The sequence below is a fragment of the Enterococcus sp. DIV2379 genome (genome assembly GCF_050542965.1).
Taxonomy (GTDB): Bacteria; Bacillota; Bacilli; order Lactobacillales; family Enterococcaceae; genus Enterococcus_D; species Enterococcus_D entomosocium.
In genome coordinates this window covers 3,362,761-3,389,220 of sequence record NZ_CP172938.1, presented here as the reverse complement: position 1 = coordinate 3,389,220, position 26,460 = coordinate 3,362,761, and the positions used below count along the sequence as shown (strand labels likewise).

The 26,460-nt window shown below is 37.2% G+C and carries 20 protein-coding genes; 17 read left to right on the top strand and 3 right to left on the bottom strand.

Annotated elements, in window-relative coordinates:
* The first annotated feature begins 90 nt into the window (after positions 1 to 90).
* The 10 genes from IGI92_RS15620 to IGI92_RS15575 all read left to right on the top strand — a co-directional run bounded on the left by IGI92_RS15620 (position 91) and on the right by IGI92_RS15575 (position 14,863).
* Entirely contained in the window at positions 91 to 1,299 is a 1,209-nt protein-coding gene (locus tag IGI92_RS15620) for an AI-2E family transporter (protein ID WP_430607371.1), read from the top strand.
* Positions 1,300 to 1,685: 386 nt separating this feature from the next.
* Complete coding sequence (locus IGI92_RS15615) at positions 1,686 to 2,117, top strand: MarR family winged helix-turn-helix transcriptional regulator (RefSeq protein WP_016612169.1); 432 nt, start codon at positions 1,686 to 1,688, stop codon at positions 2,115 to 2,117.
* On the top strand, positions 2,110 to 4,365 hold the full coding sequence (locus IGI92_RS15610) for an ATP-binding cassette domain-containing protein (RefSeq protein WP_430607369.1): 2,256 nt from the start codon (positions 2,110 to 2,112) through the stop codon (positions 4,363 to 4,365). The genes IGI92_RS15615 and IGI92_RS15610 overlap by 8 nt, the downstream gene beginning before the upstream one ends.
* Positions 4,366 to 5,095: 730 nt before the next feature.
* Positions 5,096 to 5,548, top strand: coding sequence for a MarR family winged helix-turn-helix transcriptional regulator (locus tag IGI92_RS15605; protein WP_016620262.1), 453 nt, complete (start codon positions 5,096 to 5,098; stop codon positions 5,546 to 5,548).
* A 198-nt stretch (positions 5,549 to 5,746) separates the two neighbouring features.
* Positions 5,747 to 6,445 carry a B3/B4 domain-containing protein gene (locus tag IGI92_RS15600; RefSeq protein ID WP_430608509.1) on the top strand — a complete coding sequence of 233 codons (699 nt, stop codon included), beginning with the start codon at positions 5,747 to 5,749 and terminating at the stop codon, positions 6,443 to 6,445.
* A 256-nt stretch (positions 6,446 to 6,701) separates the two neighbouring features.
* Entirely contained in the window at positions 6,702 to 9,263 is a 2,562-nt protein-coding gene (locus IGI92_RS15595; protein WP_430607365.1) for a cation-translocating P-type ATPase, read from the top strand.
* A gap of 310 nt (positions 9,264 to 9,573) precedes the next feature.
* Positions 9,574 to 10,065, top strand: a complete 492-nt coding sequence (locus IGI92_RS15590; RefSeq protein WP_430607364.1) for a helix-turn-helix domain-containing protein — start codon at positions 9,574 to 9,576, stop codon at positions 10,063 to 10,065.
* 113 nt (positions 10,066 to 10,178) lie between these two features.
* Positions 10,179 to 10,385, top strand: a complete 207-nt coding sequence (locus IGI92_RS15585; RefSeq protein WP_430607361.1) for a hypothetical protein — start codon at positions 10,179 to 10,181, stop codon at positions 10,383 to 10,385.
* Between the two features lie 173 nt (positions 10,386 to 10,558).
* The gene (locus tag IGI92_RS15580; protein WP_375820219.1) at positions 10,559 to 10,852 is read left to right on the top strand and encodes a hypothetical protein; all 294 of its coding nucleotides are present in this window, start codon (positions 10,559 to 10,561) and stop codon (positions 10,850 to 10,852) included.
* 1,062 nt (positions 10,853 to 11,914) lie between these two features.
* Positions 11,915 to 14,863, top strand: a complete 2,949-nt coding sequence (locus tag IGI92_RS15575; RefSeq protein WP_430607359.1) for a bacterial Ig-like domain-containing protein — start codon at positions 11,915 to 11,917, stop codon at positions 14,861 to 14,863.
* Between the two features lie 350 nt (positions 14,864 to 15,213).
* Here the strand turns inward: IGI92_RS15575 and IGI92_RS15570 are convergent, their stop codons facing one another.
* Positions 15,214 to 16,698, bottom strand: a complete 1,485-nt coding sequence (locus IGI92_RS15570; protein ID WP_430607357.1) for a helix-turn-helix domain-containing protein — start codon at positions 16,696 to 16,698, stop codon at positions 15,214 to 15,216.
* A 414-nt stretch (positions 16,699 to 17,112) separates the two neighbouring features.
* Here IGI92_RS15570 and IGI92_RS15565 point away from each other — a divergent pair, with 414 nt between their 5' ends.
* Positions 17,113 to 19,974, top strand: a complete 2,862-nt coding sequence (locus tag IGI92_RS15565) for a bacterial Ig-like domain-containing protein (protein WP_430607356.1) — start codon at positions 17,113 to 17,115, stop codon at positions 19,972 to 19,974.
* 283 nt (positions 19,975 to 20,257) lie between these two features.
* On the opposite strand, the gene IGI92_RS15560 is transcribed toward IGI92_RS15565, so the two are convergent.
* Both IGI92_RS15560 and IGI92_RS15555 read right to left on the bottom strand, forming a co-directional pair.
* Complete coding sequence (locus tag IGI92_RS15560) at positions 20,258 to 22,072, bottom strand: alpha/beta fold hydrolase (RefSeq protein ID WP_429960270.1); 1,815 nt, start codon at positions 22,070 to 22,072, stop codon at positions 20,258 to 20,260.
* A gap of 54 nt (positions 22,073 to 22,126) precedes the next feature.
* The gene (locus IGI92_RS15555) at positions 22,127 to 22,711 is read right to left on the bottom strand and encodes a TetR/AcrR family transcriptional regulator (RefSeq protein ID WP_429960269.1); all 585 of its coding nucleotides are present in this window, start codon (positions 22,709 to 22,711) and stop codon (positions 22,127 to 22,129) included.
* A gap of 176 nt (positions 22,712 to 22,887) precedes the next feature.
* Here IGI92_RS15555 and IGI92_RS15550 point away from each other — a divergent pair, with 176 nt between their 5' ends.
* The 6 genes from IGI92_RS15550 (at position 22,888) to IGI92_RS15525 (ending at position 26,277) form a co-directional block, all read left to right on the top strand.
* Positions 22,888 to 23,136: a hypothetical protein gene (locus IGI92_RS15550; protein ID WP_005230532.1), complete on the top strand. Its 249-nt coding sequence runs from the start codon at positions 22,888 to 22,890 to the stop codon at positions 23,134 to 23,136.
* A gap of 283 nt (positions 23,137 to 23,419) precedes the next feature.
* A complete protein-coding gene (locus IGI92_RS15545) occupies positions 23,420 to 23,704 on the top strand; it encodes a hypothetical protein (RefSeq protein WP_016608520.1) in 285 nt (94 codons plus the stop codon).
* A 116-nt stretch (positions 23,705 to 23,820) separates the two neighbouring features.
* The gene (locus IGI92_RS15540) at positions 23,821 to 24,192 is read left to right on the top strand and encodes a hypothetical protein (RefSeq protein WP_005230536.1); all 372 of its coding nucleotides are present in this window, start codon (positions 23,821 to 23,823) and stop codon (positions 24,190 to 24,192) included.
* A gap of 31 nt (positions 24,193 to 24,223) precedes the next feature.
* A complete protein-coding gene (locus IGI92_RS15535; protein ID WP_005230538.1) occupies positions 24,224 to 24,481 on the top strand; it encodes a hypothetical protein in 258 nt (85 codons plus the stop codon).
* A gap of 354 nt (positions 24,482 to 24,835) precedes the next feature.
* Complete coding sequence (locus tag IGI92_RS15530) at positions 24,836 to 25,186, top strand: winged helix-turn-helix transcriptional regulator (RefSeq protein WP_015510556.1); 351 nt, start codon at positions 24,836 to 24,838, stop codon at positions 25,184 to 25,186.
* Positions 25,187 to 25,332: 146 nt separating this feature from the next.
* Complete coding sequence (locus IGI92_RS15525; RefSeq protein ID WP_429960267.1) at positions 25,333 to 26,277, top strand: NADP-dependent oxidoreductase; 945 nt, start codon at positions 25,333 to 25,335, stop codon at positions 26,275 to 26,277.
* Positions 26,278 to 26,460 lie beyond the last annotated feature (183 nt).

The window sequence follows — 26,460 nt, the reverse complement described above, 5'->3', positions numbered from 1 at the left end:
CATCGAATCCTCAAGTGGGGGAGATTAGTGAATGAAAAGGTCCATTTGGGGTGAGCTAATCTTTACAAGAAAAGAAGATTGATTTAGATAATGAAAGAACGGGGAGAAGAAATGAAAAAGAAACATAAAGTGATACAAATGTTGGGTGGGGCTACACTCTTATACATCTTAGCGGTCCTGTTTATAGGTGGCGCAACACTATTGCTGTTCAAAAATCTTACCTTTTTGATTGAGCCAGTAGTTAAAGTATTTCAGGTGGTTCTTCCTCCGTTAACTATGACGCTCGTTTTATATTTTGTACTTAAACCAGTTGTAAAGTTTTTGGTAGGGCTAGGACTTTCAAAAGTACTGAGTATTATTATTACATTATGCACACTTACTGCTGCCTTCATCTTGTCAACTGCCCTCGCACTGCCGTTACTTATCCAACAATTTGAACGATTGATCGAAAACTTCCCAAATTATTTGATTGAAGCTGAACGAGTAATAGAAACTTTTATACAAAATACTAGATATGAACAAGCATATCATGAGGGACTCGAGGTTCTGGCGAATTGGATAAATCAAGTTTCTAATAATGTGGGCGTATATCTGGGCAATATTATTTTCGGTGCTTCACAAGTGTTTTCAACGATTACCCATGTCCTATTGTTGTTATTGACAGTGCCGATCATCACGTTCTTTTTATTGAAAAATGACCGTCAATTTGTAGAGTATTCTTTAGGTATCTTCCCCCCTAGATTACGTCATGAAGTCAAAGAAATCATTCGGACAATGGAAAATCAGGTGGGCGCCTATCTAAAGGGCCAACTAGTCGTTTGTGTGATCATAGGAACATTGACTTTTATTGGCTTCTTAATTATCGACATGCCTTTTTCTGGAAGCTTAGCATTTCTTGTTGGCGCAACAGCTATCGTTCCTTATATCGGACCGGTTGTCGCCTTTTTCCCTTGTGCAATCATTGCAATCATGACGTCTCCTACGATGTTCATTCAGTTGTGCATTGTCTGGATCGTTGTTCAATTATTAAATGGGGAGCTGATCGAACCTCAGGTCATGGGAAAACATATGGTGATCCATCCAGTAACAATTATTTTTGTGCTATGGATAATGGGTGAACTTATCGGCATGTTTGGGTTGATTTTCGGTATACCACTTTATGCAATCGTGAAAGTGTTAGTGGTGTTTGGGTTTCGAAAATTTAAGCAGCGATACAATCGCATATATGCGGAAGATGTTCCTTATGAAGAAACTGAATTTAGTTTAGAATCATACACTAAGAAAAGCAGCCATGGTTAACGAGGGAAACCTGTTGAACAAATGAATTCAAGTACGCATGTCCTGCTCAAATTGATCGTTTGAGTTAAATCATTTGCTTTGATAGTGAAAGAAAGAATTTTAATACATAGAGTGCTTGGAAATATCTATTTTCTGAGTACTCTATTTTTAGTTTGGGCCGATGAATTTCCGATAATTAAGTTTTCCAGTGTCAGAAATTCATTGGATCATGACTCCTTTTTAGCCATTCCAATAACTTGTCGTTTTTCTACGAAAGAGGCTGCTTGACTAAGCAGGAATCAACGCACAACAATGATAAGCGCCAGATGGATAGACTACCTATTTGACATCTGATTTCCCAAATGATATAGTTTCCAAATAGAAATCAATTTGAGGGGAAGTTTTCAATGAATAATTTAGAAGAGGTATTAGTAAACTTACAATGTGAATTGGTGGCGGAAAGAACCAGACTAAATCCTAAAACAATTAGTTGGCTTCAATATGATATTTTAAATATTCTAAATTCTGAAACTGAGATGCGCCCGTCAAAAATGAGTGTTTTGCTAGGAATTAGTAGGACAAAACTTTCAAAGGCGTTAAAAGAGCTAAAATTAATGAATTATATTCAACAGAAACCCAATGATGCAGATGGTCGAGAACTACTCACTTTTTTGACAATAGAGGGAAGTCATTTATTAACAACTATTGATAATGGACATACGCACTTATCTGAAATCGCAAATGCAGTTTTTAATCGGAAGGAAAAAGAGCAGTTCGCTGAACTAGCAAAGAAATATTTAGAAGCGCTTAAAACGGAAAGGCTGAGGTATGATGAATGATCTCATTTCTATCGAAGGAGCTAAAACAAACAATTTAAAAAATCTTTCTTTGAAACTTTCTAAGTATCAAGTAACTGTCGTAACAGGTGTTTCAGGCTCGGGAAAATCTTCTTTGGTATTTGATACCTTAGCAGCTGAATCCCAACGATTACTAAACGAGACCTATTCGAGTTATATCCAACAGCTACTACCTCACTATTCTCAACCAATCGTTGATAAAATAGAAAATCTACCAGTGTCTATTGTGATTAATCAGAAGAAACTAGGAGGAAATGCACGTTCCACAGTTGGAACTGTAACAGATATATATTCAAGTTTAAGGCTGCTATTCTCGAGGGTTGCAACCCCTTTTATTGGATATTCTATGAATTATTCGTTTAATAATCCCAAGGGCATGTGTGAAGTTTGTAAGGGATTAGGTGAGGTCAAAGAGATTGATGTCGATAAGTTAATCGATTTTGACAAATCTTTATCAGAGGGAGCTATTCAATTTCCTACTTTTCAACCGGGAGGATGGCGCCTGTCTAGGTATACAGAATCTGGTAATTTCGATAACAATAAAAAAATTAAAGATTACCTAGCAGAAGAATTGGACCGTTTACTAAATGATCTCGGCAGCACTCCAAGTAATCCTACGAATAAATGGCCAAAAACTGCACGTTATGAAGGGATCATTCCCAGAATTACCAAAAATTTTATCGAAAAAGAAAGCACGCAATATAGTGCACCATTAAATCACATTCTGCAAGTGAAAGAATGTCCCAATTGTCAAGGCACTAGAGTAAGTAAACTCGTTCGCTCTGCAAAGATAAATGGAAAATCGATCGCAGACTGTGTGAGGATGCCTATTCCTGAACTAAACAAATTTATTAAAGAGATTCATTCTTCTGCTGTTCAGGTGATTTTGAAAGATTTAAGTAAGAAACTACAGAGTTTGGAGGAGGTTGGCCTAGGCTATTTGTTTCTTAACCGTCCAACAGCAACATTATCTGGTGGAGAATCTCAAAGAATAAAAATGGTTAAACATCTTAACAGTGCACTTAGTGATATTCTATACATTTTTGATGAGCCTAGTATTGGACTCCATCCAGAAGATATTCAAAAAATAGCAAAGATAATTAGGGGGTTAAAAGATAAAGGAAATACTGTTGTTCTTGTTGACCATGATCCGGATATTATACAAATTGCAGACCATATCATTGAGATCGGTCCAGGATCCGGGGATAGCGGTGGAACTATCACCTTTGAAGGAACCTATGATGAACTACTGAAGTCGAACACCATCACTGGAAGAGCGTTGGCAGATCAGTTGAACGTTAATACACAAAGACAACAATTTTCTTCCTATTACGAATTAAATGAGGTTAGTTTGCACAATGTTGTAAACGCTTCTGTGGTGTTGCCAAAACAAGCATTAACGGTTGTAACCGGAGTCGCTGGTTCTGGGAAGAGCACACTCATTCGCTATCTTTTAAAAAAAAAATATCCTGAAGCAAGTATATTAGACCAGAGTCAGATAAATGGCAACATTCGCTCAAATGTTCTCACGTATCTAAATGTCTTTGATAAAATTCGGAGCATCTACGCGCAATGTTCTGGTAAAAGTGCCTCTCTTTTCAGCTATAACGGTAAAGGAGCATGTCCTCTGTGCAAAGGCAAAGGAGTGATAAAAATGGATTTGGCTTTTATGGGGGATGAAGAGCAAGTTTGTGAGAAATGCCGAGGAAAAAGATATAACGATGAAGCCTTATCTATTTTATGGCATGGTTTCACTATTTACGATATTTTACAATTATCAGTTCGAAAAGCAGTAGATTTGTTTGATGATCGCTTATTGATCAGAACGATGCAAATTCTCATGGATGTTCATCTAGAGTATATGAAGTTGGGGCAGTCGCTAGATACATTTTCTGGTGGAGAACTTCAGCGTTTAAAGATAGCAAAAATAATTGCTCAAAATACTTCTAACTGTCTAATATTAGATGAACCATCTACCGGCCTTCATGAGGCGGATATTGACAAGTTGTTATTATTGTTAAATAAACTTTTGCAAAAAGGAAATACATTGATTGTTCTAGAGCACAATCTCAAAATAATTAGTCAGGCTCAATGGCTTATCGAAATGGGACCTGGCGGGGGGAACTTTGGAGGTAAAGTATTGTTTCAAGGGTACCCAATAGACTTATTAACGTTAGAAGATTCATACACAGCAAAACATCTGAAAAGATATACAAAAAACAACAATTAAAAAAGGTGTTTATAAGAATTTTAGTTCATGATTTTTTTAACAGCTATATGAGGGGAAGAAATTTAATAGCTTTTGATCTTCTTAATTTTTCGACAAAGAGTGTTAAGAAAGTGACGAATTTCTGGACACTCTTTTTAGATACTATAATTTATATGTATCACTGTATTTTTGTGTCCATAAACTCGTAAATAAATCATTGTTCATTTAAAATTTAGGTTCATGAATATTAGGACAATTCTTAGAAAGAGTCAGAAACTTAATAGTTTTTGATACGTTGGTAAACTCTCATTGAAATAAGCTCGAGAGAGCGTCATAAACTTATGTCGTAAATCTAATGTGAATTTTAGTGATTTTAAACAACGAATTGGATGTAACCAATCAATCTGCGTTAGACAAGGTTAAATAAAAACTTAGCAAGCAAAAAGAAAGAAATTATACGATTCGGGGAAAGTAAATGAAAACGAAGTTGATTCATTCACTACTGTACTAAGCAATCATCTTCATGAATTTGATTTTGAAATTAGGAGAAATTCGGATAGTATTCCCACCTGGAATGTTTGTAAAAGGAGAGTACAGAGAAGTTTTTCTCGGTATTCTCCTGATTTTTTGAGACAAGCTTATTCAATAGACCCATTTTCTAAGAGTGAGTAATAAAGTAAATCAAGCCCATTATTGTTGCATATGCAACAATAATGGGCTATTATAGTGCTAGATAGGGAGGGGATAGTTCGTGGAGGATATACTTCGTGAGATAGGATCAATCAGTAGAATGTTGGAATCAATTGCTAATATTGAATTTAAAGAGGTTCAACTCAGTAAAGGACAATACATTTACTTAGTTCGTATATTTGAAAATGAAGGAATTATTCCTGAACGATTAGCCGAACTGATCAAAGTTGATCGCACGACTTTGTCCCGGGCGGTAAAAAAGTTAGAGGAAAATGGGTTTATTCTAAAAGAGTCAGACAAAGAAAATAAAAAAATCAAACACTTATACACAACCGCCAAAGGGAAACAAGCGGTTCAATTAATCATAAGAGAAAATAACTATTCAAATAAAGTAGCGATTCAACAGTTATCTGCTTTAGAAAGAAAAAATCTTGCGGAAATGCTGAAAAAAATAAAATCTTCGGTAGAAGTTGATTGGGTCAACGTCAAGAATGGGATCAAAAGAGACTATTAAACGAATAACGCCGCTGGGGAGATTGGATCTGATTGAATGTACATTCATGCTACCTAGGGTAGGAAGCACAGGTAGCTGATATTTTGTTAAAAAGGATATAGCTCGGCTGGCTGCTGAAAAAACAGAGAGCCTGAAAAATAAAGGACATGAATTTGTTCAAATAAACTAAACAGGAGTGTAGAGAAAGTGAAGAAAATAATGATCGATCAAGAATTTTGGGCACTATTTCCAGAAGCACAAATCAACTGCCTTGTTGTAAAAAATATAAACAATGTTGCCGATGCTGCACACGAAACGTTTTTTACTGACTTGCTAAAAAGTAGTAAAGAACAAGCAAAGCGCTACTTAACGACCGACACCTTCAGTGAAAACCAAGTGATCCAAGAATGGCGAAGTGCTTTTCAGCAATTTAAAACGAAAAAAGGGGTACGCTCTTCCATCGAAGCACTGTTGAAACGGGTGAATCAAGACAGAGAATTTTCTCCCATCAATCCTTTAGTAGATATTTATAATAGTATTTCCTTGAAATATGGTGTCCCTTTAGGCGGAGAAGACCTCGATACAATCGTTGGCGACCTTCATTTAGGGGTTGCAAAAGGTGGCGAATCTTTCTTTCCCTTAGGTGCAGATACTGATTCCCCAGCCTTGGAAAAGGAAGTCATTTACTATGATGAGAAAGGTGCAATCTGTCGATGCTTAAATTGGCGGGAAGCCCAACGTACGATGCTAACAGAAGAGACCACCCATGCTGTTTTATTCATTGAATCGATCAATGAAACGCAACGGGCTCGGGCGAATGAAGCAATCAAAGAGTTAAGTCAGTTGGTTCAAGAGTATTTTAAAGTAGCAGGTAATGATTATGTGCTAAGTAAAGAAAGTCCTGAAATCATTTTGTAAGGGCGAGCTTCTTGTCTATAGGATAAGGATGTACACGTACTTTTTCTCGATTTTGCATACCATTCTCTCATTTTGATTGATCGGTCATCGTGAAAATCTTGACCCAAATATTCGGATGTGCAATAATTAGGTGGAATTTAAATAATGACATTAGATTTGTTCGCCGGAATAAATCTTATTGAAGTCAGAAAAACTAACCTTAGGCTTTTATGGTTAGTTTGTCTGACTTCTTTTTTGTTTTAGGAGGTATAGGCAGATGGTAAAAGAACAATTGAAAGAAAAAGGAAAGAGCCCTAACCAGTCGGGACTTTCCAGTAAAGAAGCAGAAATGAAGCTAGAAAAATATGGGTTTAATTCCATAGAAAGCAAAGACGAGAAGCATTTTTATGACTATTTGAAAGAGTCGATGAAGGATATTACCATCTTGATTTTAATCGTTGCAACGCTCTTATCTAGTTACGTTGCATTTCAAAACCACCCTGATGATTTTACGGAACCAATAGTCATCTTTTCAATTGTCATTCTTAATCTATATTTGTCGATTCGACAGCAAAAACATGCGGAAAAATCAATGAGTGAATTAAATAAGATAAGTGTTCCCGTAAGTAAAGTATTCAGAGATGGGGCGTTAAAAGAGATTGAAAGTTTGAACATTGTTCCTGGTGATATTGTTCAGTTGGCATTAGGGGACCGTATTCCAGCAGATGCTAAGCTTTTAACGAGTAGTAATTTCTTTGTTGATGAATCGTTTCTAACTGGTGAAAGTGAACCAAGTGAAAAAGACCCCACCTATATTTCTTCTAAAGAAGATTCTTTAGGGGACAGAAAAGACTTGGTTTTTTCTGGCTCATTAGTAGTCACAGGAAAAGCAAACGTTCGAGTTGAAAAGACAGGAATGAATACGGAAATTGGTAAAATATCGAGCTTATTAAGCAAGGAAGAAACAACCATAGCACCTCTACAAATAAAAATGCAAAAACTTGGGAAAGTTCTAGGACTAATCGCTATTCTCTCTGGCTTTCTAGCGATTGCTATAGGAATCAGCAAAGGATTGTCTTTAGAGACCAGTATCATGACCGCAATATCAATGGCTGTTGCTGCTATTCCAGAGGTTTTGCCAGTCGTAGTAACAATCTCTCTAGCTGTTGGGATGAGGAATATGGCACTGAAGAAAACCATCGTTAGGACTCCTTCAACAGTAGAAACCGTTGGAGGTGTTTCAATTATCTGCTCAGATAAAACTGGAACAATTACCGAAAATAAGATGATCGTGAAAGAAGTTATTATGATGAAGGATAGACTGACTTCCTGCTTAGAAATAACAGAAGAGAAGGAAAAAAATCTCTTATTTCTCTTCTATCTTGCTAGTTCGATGGAAGAAAATGCAACAGTAACCAGTAATCCAACAGAGTTGGCGATCAGAAAAAAACTGGCATCGCTCTTCACTAAAGAGGAACTAGGTGAAGTCGCTTCAACCTTTGAACAGATTCATGAAGTTCCCTTTGATTCAAAACGAAAAAGGATGACTGTCTTATATAAAGTAAACAACCAATATGTTTCTGTCACAAAAGGGGCTTTTGATCGCTTGGATCTCATTGATGCGAACAACCCCACCTACGTGAGCAAGCATGATGAGTTGGCCAATCAAGCCTATCGTGTTTTGGGCGTTGCTTATAAAAGATACGATGAAAGACCTACACGTCTTACTGAAGAAATTCTTGAAAGTCAGTTAGAATTTGCAGGATTTGTTGGGATTATCGACCCAGCTCGGCCCGAAAGCTATCCGGCTGTTTCTATTGCAAAACAAGCAGGGATTCAAACCGTAATGATCACAGGGGACCACTTACTGACAGCAAAAAAAATCGCAGAGGATGTAGGAATTCTCACCGATGGAAAGAAAGCAATGACCGGAGCGGATTTACATGAAATGAGCGATGAAAAACTAGCCCGTGTGATTGATGACTATCGAGTCTTTGCCCGTACTTCCCCAGAAGATAAAATTCGAATCGTAAAAGCATTCCAAAAAAATGATGAGATTGTCGCCATGACTGGCGATGGTGTCAATGATGCACCTGCATTAAAAGCAGCTGATGTAGGGATCGCAATGGGAGGTGGCACAGAAGTAGCAAAGGAAGCCTCTGATATGGTTTTAGTAGACGATAATTTTGCGACGATTGTGCAGGCGGTTGAAGAAGGACGACGGGTATACAGCAATATCAGAAAATCATTATACGCGATGCTTGGTTGCAATATTTCTGCACTGACGATCGTTTTAATTTCCTTGCTCGTTGGGTGGGGAGCACCTGTTACAGCGGTTCAATTGTTAATCATAAAAGTAGTTGCAGATGGAATCCCAGGAATGAGTCTTAGCATTGAACCAGTCGATAAAAAAGCAATGAAGGAAGCCCCTGTCACTAAATACACGAGCATTTTTGCGCAAGGATTATTGGTAAAAATTGTAGAAATCTCAATTGTTTTTACAGTCGTCACATTAGGCGCGATTCTAATTGGACGTCTAGAATCGATAGAGGTTTCTCAGACAATGACATTTATTGTATTGGGATTATCAACTATTGTGCACATGTTTAATTGTAGAAGTAAAGAATCTATCCTGAAGCTGCGTTTTTTGAGCAATCCGTTGTTAGTAATGACAACCTTCATAGGTGCATTGATCATTATCTTGTTAGTAACGATTCCATTCACGCAAACCATTTTTGGCTTTGTCTCTCTTCGTGCAGTTGACTGGCTATGGGTAATCGGATTATCCATTTTTCCTTTAGTGTATATTGAAGTGAAAAAATACTTTGGTTTCTTCTAATAAGAATGATAGATAGAAAATCTTCTATTAACATATTTTCTTGAGAAATGAGGGAGGGCAAAAACTGGGAAGTTTTTGCTTCTCCTTTAATTATTTACAGATGCTTATAATTTCTGGTTTGATAGTATTTAGAAGATATCAGAATGCACAGCAACTATTGTTGTAAGGAAGGATTCGGTAGTATGTTTCAGGCAAATCGCCAGAAATAGCTAAAAAAGCCACTCTATTCTACTCTCTTTTTCAAGAATTCCTGTTAAATGGTAGGTTTTATGTCAAAATGAAGGGTAGAAATGGATGAGGAGTGGTTGAAATGAAAGAAACGATATTAGCAATGAAGCTGAAAGAATATAGAGAAAAAAACAAGCTAACGCAAAGTAGGCTAGCAGAATTATTAGAAGTAAGTGACAAGACAATCTCAAAATGGGAGTTAGGTGCTACGTACCCTAGCAAAAAAAATATGATCAAAATAGCCGAAGAATTGGATATCTCATTAGAAACATTACTTTTGGAAGAAACTAAGAAAGACAATGAGGATTTAAAAGCAAGTATCAAGTATGGGGTGATTAGTTTTTGTTTGATTTTTTTTGTCACGATGATCGTTACTTCGTTCAATCAAGACTTCAGCACGATTATGAATCTTTCTATTCAAGAAAAGTTAGGCGTATTTTTAAGCACCGCTTTAAAATTATTGAGCATCTCTGTGCCGCCAGCGATCATCATTGGCTGCGTGTTTTATTTTTATATCTTCCCTAAAAATAAAAAGGAGAACGAACCATTTCCTCGATTTCGACGGAAATGGTAGATTAGATTATAGGAATCAAGTCATGGACAGAAAAACGGCATTTTAGATAAAAAAGCGTGCGCAGTCTGGCTGGTGTGAAAAGCGTATGGATTTTACAAGAAGGAGAGAGCAGAATGGGATTATTTGGTAAAAAGAAAGAAGTCAGAAATTTAACGAAGGAAGAAGCAGCAGAGATCAAAGAAGAAATGGCACGACAAATGCTTTCAAAAAACGAAAATGATATTGGCATGGTCAAGAAAATCAAAGACCTGACAAACATGAGCACAGGACAAGGGAAAGAGCTATTCCTGAAATTCAGGGATGAGTTAACCGAGAGATAGCGGATAGGGAATCAGCCAACACCAGCCTTTCAAAAGGGAGGCAGATTCGCTTCATTGACAGCTTATGCGGTTGAAAAGGATGTTGTAATCTGGTCAGTTAGTATTATAAACTTTGGCTACTCCGTAAAACTTCTATTACAATCAATTTTTTCTTCAAATGGAGGGGCACAACGATGTCGAAAGATTTAAAAAAGGTTTACAGTATTACGATGATTCAGGTAGTGATTTACGTGATTGCATTCGCCATGGCTTTTCTCAATCGTGGGATCTCACCGAACTGGCCCTTCTACTTGGTCCTAGTAGGAATATTAGTAGGATTTTTTATTCCCGAAAAATATCGCTCACAATTTTCTTCGACTGCTCCGGGTATTTTTTTAAAGAACCGTACGCGACGTACAGAAAATATAATCGAACTGACCGTCACTTGTTTCGTCATTTTTCTGGTAATTTATTTAAATCTTGTCTAGAGGGGGTGTGACTATAGAGAATATGAAAAAGAAGTAACTGTTAGTGTTTGTAGATCTTTATTTACTTTTAGTTGATGTAGAAAAAAGTTGAATAGAGCATTATGTATTCGTTACGAAGTGCCATTTATATATCGGTAAATTGATTTGTATTCAATAGATCGAAAACCTCTCATCCATTTGAGAGGTTTTTTTAGCGAGACAAAAAAACAATCATCGATCAGAAACTGAACAGCGGTTGTTCACGTTGCGTATTCTTACGAATGTTGTAACAACCCATTTACGTATCTTCCTTTAGCGTAAAGAAATAAATTAGATCACGGCAATCCGCACCGTGCTTTTTTTATTTTGAAACGCTTTTTATAGAAATGTACAACATTCTCTATTCTTTAACAACAACCGCTGTTCTCCGAGCTGTCACCACAATTAAGATAATATCGGAAGTTATAAATTGATTGTATCCGTTATTTTTAAAAACGAGAATTTGATGGAGTTTATAGATATTTTCTTTATCAAAAAAAATATACCAGTTTTGACTCCGTCCCTTAGGTGTGAGTAAATCGATATCAATATAGTGTCGGATAACCACACAGTCAAGAACCTATGAAAAAAGTAGATAATATACCTGGTTCTAAAACACCATTCTCGTATACTGTTATACCAAAATGTCAGTTCTCTAGTGAGAAGCATCCAAAGTCTGCCGTTCTAATATTTTAATTCCATGAAAAAAATAGAAATTCCTATACACACAAAAAAAGGATAATAGAAAAAGTACGATTATTGTTTTTGATTAAATAATTATATGGATGAGAGGTTTAAGATGAAGAAATAATCGATAGTAAGGCCCTTTGAATTGTAGGTTACGCACTTTTAAGATACACATTATAAACCATAGCATTTAGCAAATAATTTTATGTAATAACCTTAGTTAGGTGGTTTTTTTAATAAATTAAAATGCGTAATTTAATGCCAAGATGCCGTTTGTTAAATCGAAACGAGGAGAAAAAAATGAAAAATAAACATATGCACCTTTTTTTAGTTGGATTATTGTTTGGGTCAATTGTAATGAATCCAGTACAAGCATTGACAGATACGCTTGGAATAGCACCCGCTCAAGAACAAGAAGCTGGCAATCTTTTATCGGAATCTTTGAACAGCTTTGAAAAAAGTGAAAATCAGGAACCGTCGCCTGATAACAAAGATGTATTTTCTGAAAGTGAAGCAAAGGAAAACCTTTTGGAGAATGAAACGTCAAGCAGTCAAGAAGATGATGCTGCTAGTAATGAGGAGCAAGCGGATAATAGTAAAGAACTATCCGATAGCCAGTCATCTGAATCCGATACGAGCGAAAGTATGACAGATAATGCTGATCAGAATCAAATACATAAAAAAGACTCGAAGATGCTTATGACTCCAACGGAAGCTTCAGAGACGTTCACTTATGATTTAACAGTCGAATATGATCCTTTAAAATATATTTCATTGGATGTAGATTTACCAATCCCTGAAGAGTATAAGCAGGATGAGCTATATTTTCGTCTTACATTGGGTGGCGATTATGGTAATTTTTACGAGTATAAATCAAATGAAAAATTTCTTGTCCTAGGATCATCACATAATAATCCAGTAATAGGTGTAAATCCATTGCATATATCATGGGATAGTTTCCTCCAGGGATGGGGGCTTGAGGGTTTTAACTTTCTTGGTTTTACTGTGGTTATTCCTTATAAAGATGCTAACGGGAATGACCTATTTACAGCCACGTATAATATCCGTTTTACAAACAGTCACTTAACCATTAAATATGTAGATGAATCAGGTAATGAAATCTATCCGTCACGTAGAATAGATGATAGTACAAACCAGCCCTATGACGTTTCAACTAGTGACTATATTCCAGATATTCCTGGATATGAATTAGATACAAGTAATTTACCTGTCGATGCTATTGGAAAATTTAAACGTGGTGAGTTTACAGTTACCTATGTTTATCAGAAAGCGCAAATTGATTACACCGATATTTTGATTAAAGATAGTACTATTTATACACAGGACACATGGTCACCAGTTGATAACTTTATCGAAGCTTCATCAAAAGAAGGAAACCAGCTAACTTATGAGGAATTTTTGGCAAACGGCGGGATTGTTTCTGGTACAGTAGACACACAGACAGCGGGTACTTATACGATTAGTTATACTCTCAATAATCTAACCAAGGATGCAACAATAGTTGTTAAGCCTCGGCTGACCGCCATAAATGTCTCTGACTCAACAATCTATGTGGGTGATCCATGGCAAGCAGAGGATAATTTTGAGAGTGCATTAGACAAAGATGGCAACGATGTTGATTTTTCATCCCTAACGGTAGATGCCAGTAAAGCAGATACAAATAAAGCAGGGAGCTTTGAAGTCACATACACGTATGATGGTGTGACGAGTACAGCGGTTGTTACAGTCAAAGAAAAACAAACCGCGGTGAACGTCCATGATTCCACGATTTATGTGGGAGATTCATGGCAAGCAGAGGATAACTTCGATACTGCATTAGATAAAGATGGCAACGACGTTGCACTTTCAGATCTGACGGTCGATGCTAGTAAAGCCGACACGAGTAAAGCAGGTAGCTTTAAAGTCACTTATACGTATGATGGTGTAACCAGTAAAGCAATCGTGACAGTCAAAGAGAAAATGACAGCCGTTAATGTTCATGACTCAACGATCTACGTGGGGGATAACTGGCAAGCAGAGGATAATTTCGATAGTGCGTTAGATAAAGATGGTAATCTGGTAGATTTCCAAGAACTAACGTTCGATGCCAGCAAAGCAGATACGAGTAAAGCTGGGACCTTTGAAGTCGCATATACGTACGATGGTGTAACGAGTATAGCAATCATTACGGTCAAAGAAAAAATGACAGCCGTCAATGTCCACGATTCTACGATTTATGTGGGTGATCCATGGCAAGCAGAGGATAACTTCGATAGTGCGTTAGATAAAGATGGAAACGAAGTGGCATTCTCAGCCCTGATGGTGGATGACAGTAAAGCAGATACAAATAAAGTAGGGAGCTTTGGAGTCACGTATACGTATGACGGTGTAACGAGTACAGCGACTGTTACAGTAAAAGAGAAAATGACAGCCGTCAATGTCCATGATTCTACGATTTATGTAGGAGATACTTGGCAAGCAGAAGATAACTTCGACAGTGCGTTAGATAAAGAAGGCAACGAAGTGGCATTTTCAGCCATAACAGTAGATGACAGTAAAGCCGACACGAGTAAAGCAGGGACCTTTGAAGTCGCGTATGCGTATGATGGTGTAACGAGTATAGCGATCATTACGGTCAAAGAAAAAATGACAGCCATCAATGTTCACGACTCCACGATTTATGTAGGAGATAACTGGGAAGCAGAAGATAATTTCGATAGTGGTTTGGATAAAGATGGTAATTCAGTAGATTTCCAAGATTTGATTGTCAATGTTAGTCAAGCAGATACAAGTAGAGCAAGGAGCTTTGAAGTCACGTATACGTATGACGGTGTAACCAGTACAGCGACTGTCACAGTCAAAGAAAAACAAACTGCTGTCAATGTCCACGATTCCACGATTTATGTGGGGGATAACTGGGAAGCAGAAGATAATTTCGATAGTGCGTTAGATAAAGAAGGCAACGACGTCGCATTTTCAAACCTGAGAGTAGACGCAAGTCAAGTTGATCCGAGCAAAGCAGGTAATTACGAAGTAACGTATAGTTATGATGAAATTATGGTGACGGCTATCATCACAGTAAAAGAAAAACCTAGCCAAGAAGAATCTGCAGATGATTCAACGCATACTTCACAAGAACAACAGAAAGAGAATCAGAAAAAAGGAGCTTCTGATAGTAGGAAACATGAAGCATTTCCTAAAACAAATGAAAGTAAGTCAGTAGCAGAATTTGCAGCAGGTTTCATAATTGTGTTATTGGTGAGTTCAGTTTTCTTTTGGAAAAAAAGAAAAGCGAATAGATCGTAACGATTAAATAAAGTACTTGGGATCATTTCCTAAGTACTTTATGTGTGTAATACAAATTTTTATCAGAACAAAAGGTATAAATGTACCTTTATAGTCGCAAATTGTTATTTATCGAAAATGGTTGATAGAAGAATCTCAGAAATTAGTCTCAATTTTTTAAAGGGATTATTGAAAAACAGTACCAAAAAGACGAGCGGTATATTGGCATGGACTAATTCATTCTGTTATGGATGCATCACTTCGATAGATGATTTTATATGTTTTCTTGAAAAAGGAATTTCTTCCCAACGATGAATGAATAGATCGTATGTTGAGTGTTTGTTCCCGAGAAGAGTGCAAATTTCTATCCTTTATAAACTGAATTTTTCCTTTTGGATGTGCTGTTTTTCCAAATAAACACGTTGAATCAGAAAAAGTAACTCAGCCCATCTTCTGTCATTTTCTATCGAGTTCAAATAAAACACTTTTTTCTTGGGATCGGATCGTACTAATGTATCAGTAACGACGATATCGGCTATCTCGTAATTATGGGTAATATTGATGTGTTCCTTATTAAAGAAGTTCATTAGACTATTTTCTATATAAAAACTGGCGGAATAGTCCTTTACTACTTGTAAGTAGATTGTAACTTCTGACTTTATATTAGCTGTGTGGAGCGTATAGAGCAGACTTGATAAAAATTTGGTGTGATTTTCATCTTTGGTGTAGATAGAAACAGTTTTTTTTATGACATTCATATAGTCATTTTGAACATTTAATCGAAAAGATAAGGGGGGAATAAATAGTTGGGCGAAGCAGTCAATCCTATCCCCTACTAAAAAATAAAAAGCGTTGAATAAGGTTAAATAATAGAGAATAAGATGCCTGTTCTGATCAGAGAGTTTGTCGTTTATTAGAACAGAACTAGCTGCCAAAACGTCTCGAGAGAAAGTGCAATAAGAATGATCTGATTCGAAAAAAGTTTTTCCTAGTTTTATCTTTTCTTCTATAGGGATAATGTCTGAAATAAAAAGATGGGAAAGAAAATTAAAATAGAGAATCTCGTTGTTTTTCGTACTATCATCAAGGGATCCGAAGCTGTTTTTTTGAAAGATTACTGCTGCACCAAAACTTTCAAAAATAATTGTAAACAAAGTTCGAGTCAATAAGGATTCTGGTTGAATCAAACGATGATTACTATGAATTCTTGTTTGCAAAATAGCATACAAAATATAAAGTGATCTATTTTTTGTAAAAGAAAGTTTGTAAGATTCTTCCAGGATTTCTTCGGTAACTGATGTGCGAATACTGTGAAGGGAGATATCTTGAAATGGCCACTCTAAATCTTGAAAAGAATCTTGCAAGTATAGATAAGAGAACAAGCGAATATTCATTTCATCTCCAACTAAATTATAGTAGCCTTCCCTAACTGTAATGCGGAAATCAAAACCTGAGAAAAACTCATTTAATTTTTGGGTTAGTACGTTCAGATAACTGGTGGAAATAAAGAGCTCATTTAATATATGCTCTTTATTCAGTGAGCTTCTAGTAAGCAACAAAACGGTATAATTAAAAGCTGCATTGTTTTTTAGTAGATGCAATTTCAGAGAGTAGGCAGAAGAGACTGAATGTTCTTTAAATTCAGAGCTGATTTGCACCACACCAGAATTTTTTATGAAGATAAAACTATTGATGCCTTGAAATTCCTCAAAATGCTTATTGATGATTGTTAAGGTATCCCGTACTTTTCGAGGAGTGAGCTGCAAGCTTTCTGCAATTTCTTTTGTGGTTGTTTGCTCCTTGTTTATGATGAAAAATAAAACAGATAATTCTCTTCTTAAGTAGTCAGGTATCACACAATCCGCCTCCTTTCCCCAACACAATTTCTGTACATTGTTATACCAGAATTGTAAATAGCGGGTACTTTTGCTGTGTGCTATCATACCACCGTGATTAAAAAAACGCAAAATAATCTAATATTTTTTTATTACCAATGCATTTATTATTTATAAATAAATATTGTGCGAAAATAATTTTTTATTAACAAATCAAATATGTGGTAAATATAAAAAAGAGAGGCAGCGTTGAAAATGAAAAAAAAATTTGTAATACTTTTTAGTATGTTTATATTGATGATCCCTTCTATGATAAATTCCAGTCAGGTAGTAGCTGATGTTATTAAAACTCAGCTAACACAAAATGAAGAAGGTCTTACTCCAAATGAAACAAGCATTGATGGTAGTCGAGAAGAAACTTGTGAAAGCAATACAATGAGTAAAGAGATCGATGCTAATAATAATTTAAAAAGTGCATCGCAGACCGAGGGGGCTGATTTTGTCAGTGAAACCAATGCAACGATGGAGAGCGTTGAACATACTGAACCAACGGAAAGTAAGACAGTTTCGAGCGACCAAAAATTAAGTAGTAAGGAGGGGGGCAATGACAAGGAGAAGCAAGCAAATAGTTCCGCTGTTGGCGACATAGCTACGGGAACAAATGGAACGAGTGCTTGGGTAATTGATGAAAATGGGATTTTACATATTTACTCAGGGAAGCTTCCTGAATTTCCAGCGGGAGGTGATAAGCCATCGTGGTTTGACTACGGACAGTCAATTAAAAAAGTTGTGTTGGAGGGAGAGGTGATTGCAGGTACTCACCTTGACTATTTTTTTGCGTACCTTACAAATGTAACTCAAATCGATAATTTAAATTTCTTGAATACGAATGCCACAACAACTATGATAGGTACTTTTCAACATCTGCCTGCACTTAAACAACTAGACGTATCCGGTCTTAATACGGCTAGTTTGGTTTCAATGGATTCTATGTTTTTTGGTTCAAGTGCACTTACGACTTTAGATATTTCAAGTTGGGATATGTCTAATATTGATACGTGGAAGTATGATACTAGCGCATTTCCTCCCAATTTGAATCATATAACATTAGGTAAAAAAACAGTACTTGGCGGTTATTATTTAAATGCGCCACCGAATGACGGAGTTTACGGTGGCGTTTGGATAAATCTTGAAACTAAAGCTAGGTATGATAGAGAAAAACTAACTAAAACCTATGATGGTGATACGATGGCTGGCGACTATATGTGGGCGAAAGTTCCTAAATTAAATGTAAGGAACATTACCTTATATACAGGGGAAAGCTGGAACCCACAAGATGGTTTTATTTCTGCCTCAGACGATTTGGGAGATGAACTATATTCTCTGACTAATGATATTAAGATCCTTGGTGATCAAGTAGACTTAAGTTATCCAGGCGTTTATGAAGTAGAATATCGGTACTATTATAATAGTGCCAATACTACTAATTCTGTCAGCGGTATCTCTAAAGTGACAGTAAAAGATAATAAAACGACAGTCAATGTTCATGATTCCACGATCTATGCAGGAGATAGCTGGCAAGCTGAGGACAACTTTGATAGTGCACTAGACAAAGAGGGCAATCCGATATATTTCCAAGACCTTGTAGTTGATGAGAGTAACGCCGATACGAGTAAAGCAGGGACCTTTGAAGTCAAGTACACGTATGATGGTGTAACCAGTATAGCAACCGTGACAGTCAAAGAAAAACAAACGACAGTCAATGTTCATGATTCCACGATCTATGTGGGGGATAACTGGCAAGCAGAAGATAATTTCGATAGTGCGTTGGATAAAGATGGCAACGATGTTGATTTTTCAGCTTTAACTGTCGATGCTAGTAAAGCCGACACGAGTAAGGTAGGTAGCTTCGAAGTTGCCTATACGTACGACGGTATAACCAGTACAGCGATCATTACGGTCAAAGAAAAAATGACAGCCGTCAATGTCCATGACTCAACGATCTACGTGGGGGATAACTGGCAAGCAGAGGATAACTTTGACAGTGCATTAGATAAAGATGGTAATTCAGTAGATTTCCAAGATCTTGCAGTCAATGATAGTGAAGCCGATACGAGTAAAGCAGGCAGTTTTGACGTCACCTATACGTACGATGGTGTAACGAGTACAGCAATCATTACGGTCAAAGAAAAAATGACAGCCGTCAATGTCCATGACTCAACGATCTACGTGGGGGATAACTGGCAAGCAGAGGATAACTTTGACAGTGCATTAGATAAAGATGGTAATTCAGTAGATTTCCAAGATCTTGCAGTCAATGATAGTGAAGCCGATACGAGTAAAGCAGGCAGCTTTGACGTCACCTATACGTACGATGGTGTAACGAGTACAGCGGTCATTACGGTCAAAGAAAAAATGACCACCGTCAATGTCCATGACTCAACAATCTACGTGGGGGATAACTGGCAAGCAGAGGATAACTTCGATAGTGCGTTGGATAAAGATGGTAATCCGATAGATTTCCAAGAACTGACGGTCGATGCTAGTAAAGCAGACACGAGTAAAGCAGGTACCTTTGACGTCACCTATACGTACGATGGTATAACGAGTACAGCAATTGTCACAGTTAAAGAAAAAATGACAGCCGTCAATGTCCATGATTCTACGATTTATGTGGGGGATAACTGGGAAGCAGAAGATAATTTCGATAGTGCGTTAGATAAAGATGGTAACGACGTTGCACTTTCAGATCTGACGGTTGATGCCAGTAAAGCCGATACGAGTAAAGCAGGCAGCTTTGAAGTCACGTATACGTACGATGGTATAACGAGTACAGCGATTGTCACAGTTAAAGAGAAAATGACAGCTGTCAATGTCCATGATTCTACGATCTATGTCGGAGATAAATGGACGGCAAAAGAAAATTTTGACAATGCATTAGACAAAGCAGGAAAGAAAGTCGTGTACGAAGACTTGACAGTAGACGCAAGTCAAGTTGATACGAGCAAAGCAGGTAGGTACGAAGTATCGTATAGTTATGATGGAATTACGGTAACGGCTACAGTCACAGTAAAAGAAAAACCTAGCCAAGAAAAACCTGAAGATGATTCAACGCATACGACACCAGAACAAAAGAAAGAGAATCGGAAAAAAACAACTTCTGATAGTAAGAAACAGGTAACACTTCCTAAAACAAATGAAAACAAATCAGTAGTTGAATTAGTAGCAGGTGTCATAATTGTGCTTCTAACAGGTGTAATTTTCTTTTGGAAAAAAAGAAAAGCGAATAAAGCGTAATGGCTAAAAAATAAAGTATTCGGAAATTATTTCCGGGTACTTTATTTTATTTGAAAAAGACTTCAGCCAAGCTTCTCTTTCTTGATAGTTGAGAGATAGAAACCTTCACAGAGGCCATGTAAATTTATTTCATAGAGGAACATATCTTCTTACATGGAGGATGTTAGGAAGGTACTGACACTATTCTCATCAAAGAGAGGGACACCTTTCAATAACTAATTATATTAAGTAGGAATTTTCGTAAGTAGATTAGTGTACTTGATAAAATCATGCCTCCCTAAAATCAACCTTCGATCAATTCTACCAGCACATTAGCTGTTTCTTGCGGATGGCTGATTGGAAAATGATGACCCAATGGCAGATCGACTATTTTAGTCGTTTCTCTTGGCGGTAAATAGCTTTTATCCTCGGTTCCCCATACGATTGGAATCGAAGGATCTATTCTTTGGTGAAGGGTCATTTCTTTTAACAACCGATTTAGTTGAAGTGTTGTGTTGACTATCCGTGAAGAACGAACACTCTTCTTCACTCTTTTTAAATATTCACTAGAAGAGGCTGCTTCGTCTATCAGCAGTCCTTTTTTTGTGAAATAGGCGAGTAATTGTCGTTCAGAGGCATGCTTTAAAGCTAGTTTACTGAGCCATGTTGCAGGGACCGAATCGGTTTTGTGGACAGGTGGTTGTAAAAGAATCAGTTGATCGTTCTCTGAAAAGAAGCGCTGTTCAGCAGCTGTTAATAACAAGGCGGCACCAAAAGAATGGCCGATAAAGACAGAGCCGTCAGGCAGGATATTCTTTAGTGAGCGTATCAACTCAAGATATGGTGTCAACAGCTGTTGCTTTTTAATAAACGGAGATCTTCCGAATCCTGGTAAATCTGCAATGATAATTTTTCTGCCTGTTTGCTTATTCAATGCTAGCCCCAGTTGAAAGAGATCGGTACCATCGCTAAATAAGCCATGCAAAAGCACGAGAGGAGTAGCAGAGCCCTCCAATTGATAGACCGTCGCTTCGTTGACAGCTATTCGTGTGTAGGGTGTTAGGCTTTCTTCCCCATAGGTCAAGCGAAAATCAATGTCAGCTACTGCTAATGGGATGTTTGATGCTGCTATTTTTTTAATCAGTTCCGATTCAAAATCGCGTTTTGTCAGCCGATTGTCAAAGGTTCTATTGGTCAAAAAGTTTAAACTGCTTTCAGGAATACCCGTTAATTTGCTTCCGCCAGCTGCCATAACGAACTTGAGTAAACCAAAAGGAACAGTCAGCCGAGGTTTGTTTCGATTAAGACTTTCAGAAATCAGTCCCATCAGTTGAACGATCTCTTTATCGGCGTGTTTATCGGCAACAAGGGGATACGTCATTTCGTCTTTTGTCTCATTGAATATGGTTTTGACAATAAATTGAGCGAGTACATTTTTATTGATCAACGGCAGTCGATAGTCGGTTCCTCCGGGGATAACAGGTAAGGCTCCACTTCGGATTATTTTTATAAATAAGCCAAAGCCTTCGAGTTGTTCGGTGCTGCCTGTTTGCTCATCACCGATGACGGTTGGCGGATTGATTACTGCTAAAGGAATATGGTGCTTTTTCGCTTCTTGTCGAATATAAATATCAGATAAAAACTTCATCTGCTCATAGGGCGGGGTTCCAAGTAACGCTGGATGCACCTCTTTGAACACATCCGTCGTTTCCCAGACAGAAGAATCATCCGTGAATGGGCTCATGTACCCAGCTACGTGGATGATTTTTTTCAATTTGTTTCTCTTGTTGATTTCTGTTGCAAGGGTCATGAGGTTTTTGCTGCCTTCTAAAAAGGAGCTCTTCGCGGCTGCTTCTGATAAGGTGATATCCATCGGACCGCCGCAGTGAAGAATCATGTTGCAGTGCATCGCTCGTTCGTGGTCGATCGCATTTAAGCCTAAGTTCTCTTTTGTTAAATCGCCTGTTACCAACGCTATTTTTTCAGGAGCTAATGCTTGCAATGGTCTTGCTTTCGCTGGATTTCTGACAAGTAATGTTAAGAAAACAACTTCCCTTGCGAGTTGTTTGACGATTTCTTTGCCAATAAACCCAGTTGCCCCGATAATTAAAATATTCATTATTTTCTCCTTTTTAGAACTTCTCAGTCCTATTTTAATATAAAAAAATTACTCTTAAACGAGTAATTTAAATAAATTTTTGGCTGTAGTAGTGAGATACTGACTCTCTTTTTTTACTTCTGCTAAAAAGAGTGCCCCTTCAAGGTTATTCACAAAAATCTCCGCCGTTTCTTTGACGTTGATGTCTTCACGAAACGCTTTAGTATTTATTCCTTCTTGAATCAATCCCTCGCAGATACGCGTTAAATAATCAAAAAAATGATTGATTTTTTCTTGGACCTGCCAATCATTTTTCGGCGCTTGCATAATGAAAGTAATGAAGGGACAGCTGCCTTGATAGTCCCGCTCTTCAATTTCTTCAGCCAAACTTTGTAGAAAGGTCAGCATTTTTTCTTCCAAAGTTAGATTGGTCTGTTTCAAAATGTCTGCTAGTTTTTCTCGGTATACAGTGATCCAAAAATCAATCACTGCTAGTAATAATTCCTCCTTACTTGAGAAGTGGTAATAGACATTTGATTTTGACACACCGCTTTGCTGCACTACCTCATCCATACTGGTATACGTGTAGCCGACTTTGAGAAAAAGGCTGGCGGCTGTTTCGATCACTCTGTTTTTATTTGAATGTTTATAATTTGCCATAATAGAACTATATAGTACTAATTGAGTCTTGTCAATTTTTTATTCACTGATTGATTCATTTTCTTTTTATTGTGGTAAAATTAATGTTAAAAAATAATTTAAGGTTCTTTTTTTAATGATTGATATGTATAATAAGAACATACAGTAAGAAAGTGTATGCTGAAAAGAGGACTCTTATGAAAAAATTTGCAATTGGCTGTTTTGGGATCAGCCTTTTTATGACGATCGTTGGCCTTTTTTTACAGACGATTTTGATCCCTATTCAAGATTTTGACACAATCAGCAAAGAAGAACTTAAGAATATCCAACTTGATCTTGCTATTAATTATCCATTAGGAACTGGTATGCTCTATATCGGGCTTCCTTTGTTAGTATGCTCGAGTGGTTATTTGGTTTTTTGTTATTTTAGAGATAGGAAGAACTGAAGCTGTTTTTGTATCCCTTAAAAAGGAAAATCACTCATACAAACACCACTTTTCATCACAAAAGAAAGAGTGCGGATCTCGAAACTTATAACAGAAATCATACGTGCGTTGACTAGTAACATCTGTAAATTAGTTTTGAAAGATAACGAAGCTTATCTAAAAAAAATGCTTAAGAGGAACGCAATATAATATTATGTACGTTTGTATTTAAATGAAAAGGTAAATATTGTTTGTTTGGATCTGTAATGTTTGAGGAAATACTAACTAATTAAGGAAGTGCTTTATGAAAATAAATGATGTTTTGCATAGACGCCAGTATACGATTAATTTATCTTCTAATACTCCACCGCTTGATTTAGCTTCTTTAAGTAATATGGGGGTCTGGAGTAATCCAAAAGAGAAACACTATATATTGACTTTGACACACAATGACGATCCCATTAACGATTCTTCTATGTTTGAGAAAATTTTTAAGGAGCGTACTGGATTACAGTCAAAAGATTTTATATATGAAGCAAAACATGGACCGATGACCCTACAACGTGCTGTTGATTCGACTTGGTTTTGAAAATATAGAGTTTTTTGAATAGATGCAATAGCACAATGCATGAAATCATGGTATTGAGATTATTTTGAAGGAATTGAAAATAATGAATTTTTTTAGGGAAGCAGGTCTGAATAGCTATGAACAATCACGAAAAGAATCGAAAACAACATTCAATTAGCAATCTATCTAGTAATTCCTTTAACGTAATGAATACAAAATCTGATCCTTCACAAACTGGATCACCAATACCTTTTCAAAATGGCGACTTTTCATCAGTTGATCGAAACATTCATTCTTCAAAAACAGTCGCTGAAATGCTTTGTTTCTATTTAGCAGGTAGTATTATTGCGGCAATTGGGTGTTATTTGTATATTAAGCTGCCCCTATTTGCTAATTTACTGGAGAATACGATTTTATCTTTTGCTATTACTTTTGGGATTATCATCCTAAGCTTTGTTTTGTCTCATTTTATAACGAAAGTACTTACTGCTCATATCAGAAATAAATGACCAATATGAAATGAATTGTGAGGATAAATAGATGTATTCAAATTACCAGAAGCTGCCGCACTATTTAAAAAAGTGGTATGCATTATTTTATATTTTACCATTGATGCTTCTCTTATTTGTTAATGCCCTGACAGCTTGGTTATCTTTTCCCATAAACATAGGAATTCTATTGATTCTTTATGGAGTAAGTTGTTTGATTGCTACCAAGGCGTCTCAAGGTAAAAAAGAATGGTTTGTTCTAGATGGCATCACTTTTGGGATTGCCTTGATCACTCTTTCTATCATTTAATTGAAATAAAGGGGTAGCCTTTGATGCAGAGATAATAGTGGAGAACCGATTATTGCGCATGTCGTCTCTTCTTTCGTTGTGCTGGCAGCAGCCATCTTGATCTAAAAATTACTGTGCAGTGGCTGTCTATAAGCGTAAAGGAATTGAGGATGGCTTGGTTGTACGCCTAGAAGCTCTAAAATTAGGTTGATTGAAGCCGATTTGAGAGTTCAGATAAGCGTTACGGGCTTGCTATTTTTTGCAGTCGTTATATACTGATGTCTATACTTCATGGTTTCGTATGTCGTCATCATTTCGGTAGTATTGCTGATATGAAAGACCGCAGCAAAAGTGAGCGAATAGGAGGAAGTAGTGATGCAGCAAACAGAAGAAACTGAATTATTTGTAGAATGCCCAGTGGCTAGCGTCCAGAAGGTCGTACGCGGCAAGTGGTCCATGGTCATCTTGTCCTTTTTACGGCACAAAACGCTTCGTTTCGGTGCGCTTAGTCGTAAAATGCCCATGGTGACCCAAGCAAATTTGACAAAGGAATTGCGCATGCTTGAAAGCTATGGCCTCATTCATCGTGAAGTCTATCCGCAAGTGCCGCCAAAAGTTGAATACTCACTGACCGAAATGGGGCATAAATTCATGCCAGTTTTGGATGCCTTAGAAACATTTGCTTCTACCTATGAGTCAGAAAACGAAAAAGTAGTCAATCCTTGAAGCGTTCAAGGATTTTTTTTGTGCCTGAAATCCGTATGATTACACAAATCTATTGAAAACGATAGTACCTATCAAAAAATATGGTACTTTTTATTATTGAGGTAACAGGTCATAATGAAATCATCTTAAGAAAGAAGGTTTTTTTTATGAAAAAAATGATACTGAATCAATATGGCTCTGTAGATGTTATGCAAATGGTTGAAACTGCTATCCCTGAGCCAGCTGCTAAGCAAATTGTGATCAAAACCGCAGCGATCGGCGTGAATGATCCTGATATTGTTATTCGTGCGAATGGACCATTTCCAACGATGCCAAAAGAATTGAAACCTGTGCTTCCACACTCTTTGGGACAAGACTTTTCTGGTATCGTAACAGCTGTCGGAGATGATGTGACCCGCTTTTCAGTAGGTGATCATGTGGTTGGGATGGCGTTTATGAGTACATATTCTGAATACATTTTGTTAGACGAGTCAGCAGTTGTTGCTGCTGTACCGAAGGAGCTGGACTTGGTGCCGTTAGGTGGATTTTTCCTTGGCGTGGCCACAGCCTACGGTGCAACCATTCGTGATGGTCAAGCAAAAGATGGACAAAAAGTACTGATTCATGGCGGTGCTGGCGGTGTCGGGTCTAAAGCTGTTCAGCTGGCAAAACATGCCGGAGCGTATGTCATAGCAACAGGCAGCGCTGAACAAGCTGACTATATGAAGGAGTTAGGGGCAGATGAAACGATCGATTATCAAACAGAAGATTTCACAAAATTGGTTTCTAATGCCGATTTAGTGGTTAATTTAACTGGTCCTAAAACATTGGAGAACAGTTATCAAGTAATCAAAAAAGGCGGGCGCGTCACTTCTGTTAATGCGCCAATCAACCAAGAAGAAACGGAGCGTAGAGGAATTACTGGTATGTATTCTATGGGGTTCATGACTGTTGAAGAGCTGGAAAAAGTCATTGATCTTTATGCGCAAGGAAAACTTGATGTCCTTGTAGACAAGACATATCCCTTTGAATTAGAAGCAATCAAGCAAGCTCACCTTGATTTCCAAGCAGGCGGAAATACTGGCAAAAAGATCATTGTCTTTGATAAATAGGGAGTAGTAAATAGAAATCGTACAATAGAGATTTTAAGAGCGAGCGTAACAGAACGCTGTCCGTTGTTTAGCTACAAGCAAAGTGCTCCAGAGCAATTTGTTTAATCGATGGATTTTTCATTTATTTGATCAAGGCAGAATTTCCAAAAATTTTGTAAGAATTACCATGAAAAGAGACAAGAT

What these genes read in the sequence shown, in the direction of transcription:
- IGI92_RS15590 (WP_430607364.1), top strand. Translation starts at nt 9,574, where the DNA reads ATGAAAGAAACGATATTAGCAATGAAGCTGAAAGAATATAGAGAAAAA.
- IGI92_RS15540 (WP_005230536.1), top strand. Translation starts at nt 23,821, where the DNA reads ATGAACAATCACGAAAAGAATCGAAAACAACATTCAATTAGCAATCTA.
- IGI92_RS15575 (WP_430607359.1), top strand. Translation starts at nt 11,915, where the DNA reads ATGAATCCAGTACAAGCATTGACAGATACGCTTGGAATAGCACCCGCT.
- IGI92_RS15615 (WP_016612169.1), top strand. Translation starts at nt 1,686, where the DNA reads ATGAATAATTTAGAAGAGGTATTAGTAAACTTACAATGTGAATTGGTG.
- IGI92_RS15620 (WP_430607371.1), top strand. Translation starts at nt 91, where the DNA reads ATGAAAGAACGGGGAGAAGAAATGAAAAAGAAACATAAAGTGATACAA.
- IGI92_RS15595 (WP_430607365.1), top strand. Translation starts at nt 6,702, where the DNA reads ATGGTAAAAGAACAATTGAAAGAAAAAGGAAAGAGCCCTAACCAGTCG.
- IGI92_RS15585 (WP_430607361.1), top strand. Translation starts at nt 10,179, where the DNA reads ATGGGATTATTTGGTAAAAAGAAAGAAGTCAGAAATTTAACGAAGGAA.
- IGI92_RS15560 (WP_429960270.1), bottom strand. Translation starts at nt 22,072, where the DNA reads ATGAATATTTTAATTATCGGGGCAACTGGGTTTATTGGCAAAGAAATC.
- IGI92_RS15555 (WP_429960269.1), bottom strand. Translation starts at nt 22,711, where the DNA reads ATGGCAAATTATAAACATTCAAATAAAAACAGAGTGATCGAAACAGCC.
- IGI92_RS15530 (WP_015510556.1), top strand. Translation starts at nt 24,836, where the DNA reads ATGCAGCAAACAGAAGAAACTGAATTATTTGTAGAATGCCCAGTGGCT.
- IGI92_RS15610 (WP_430607369.1), top strand. Translation starts at nt 2,110, where the DNA reads ATGAATGATCTCATTTCTATCGAAGGAGCTAAAACAAACAATTTAAAA.
- IGI92_RS15525 (WP_429960267.1), top strand. Translation starts at nt 25,333, where the DNA reads ATGAAAAAAATGATACTGAATCAATATGGCTCTGTAGATGTTATGCAA.
- IGI92_RS15535 (WP_005230538.1), top strand. Translation starts at nt 24,224, where the DNA reads ATGTATTCAAATTACCAGAAGCTGCCGCACTATTTAAAAAAGTGGTAT.
- IGI92_RS15550 (WP_005230532.1), top strand. Translation starts at nt 22,888, where the DNA reads ATGAAAAAATTTGCAATTGGCTGTTTTGGGATCAGCCTTTTTATGACG.
- IGI92_RS15545 (WP_016608520.1), top strand. Translation starts at nt 23,420, where the DNA reads ATGAAAATAAATGATGTTTTGCATAGACGCCAGTATACGATTAATTTA.
- IGI92_RS15565 (WP_430607356.1), top strand. Translation starts at nt 17,113, where the DNA reads ATGAGTAAAGAGATCGATGCTAATAATAATTTAAAAAGTGCATCGCAG.
- IGI92_RS15600 (WP_430608509.1), top strand. Translation starts at nt 5,747, where the DNA reads ATGATCGATCAAGAATTTTGGGCACTATTTCCAGAAGCACAAATCAAC.
- IGI92_RS15580 (WP_375820219.1), top strand. Translation starts at nt 10,559, where the DNA reads ATGTCGAAAGATTTAAAAAAGGTTTACAGTATTACGATGATTCAGGTA.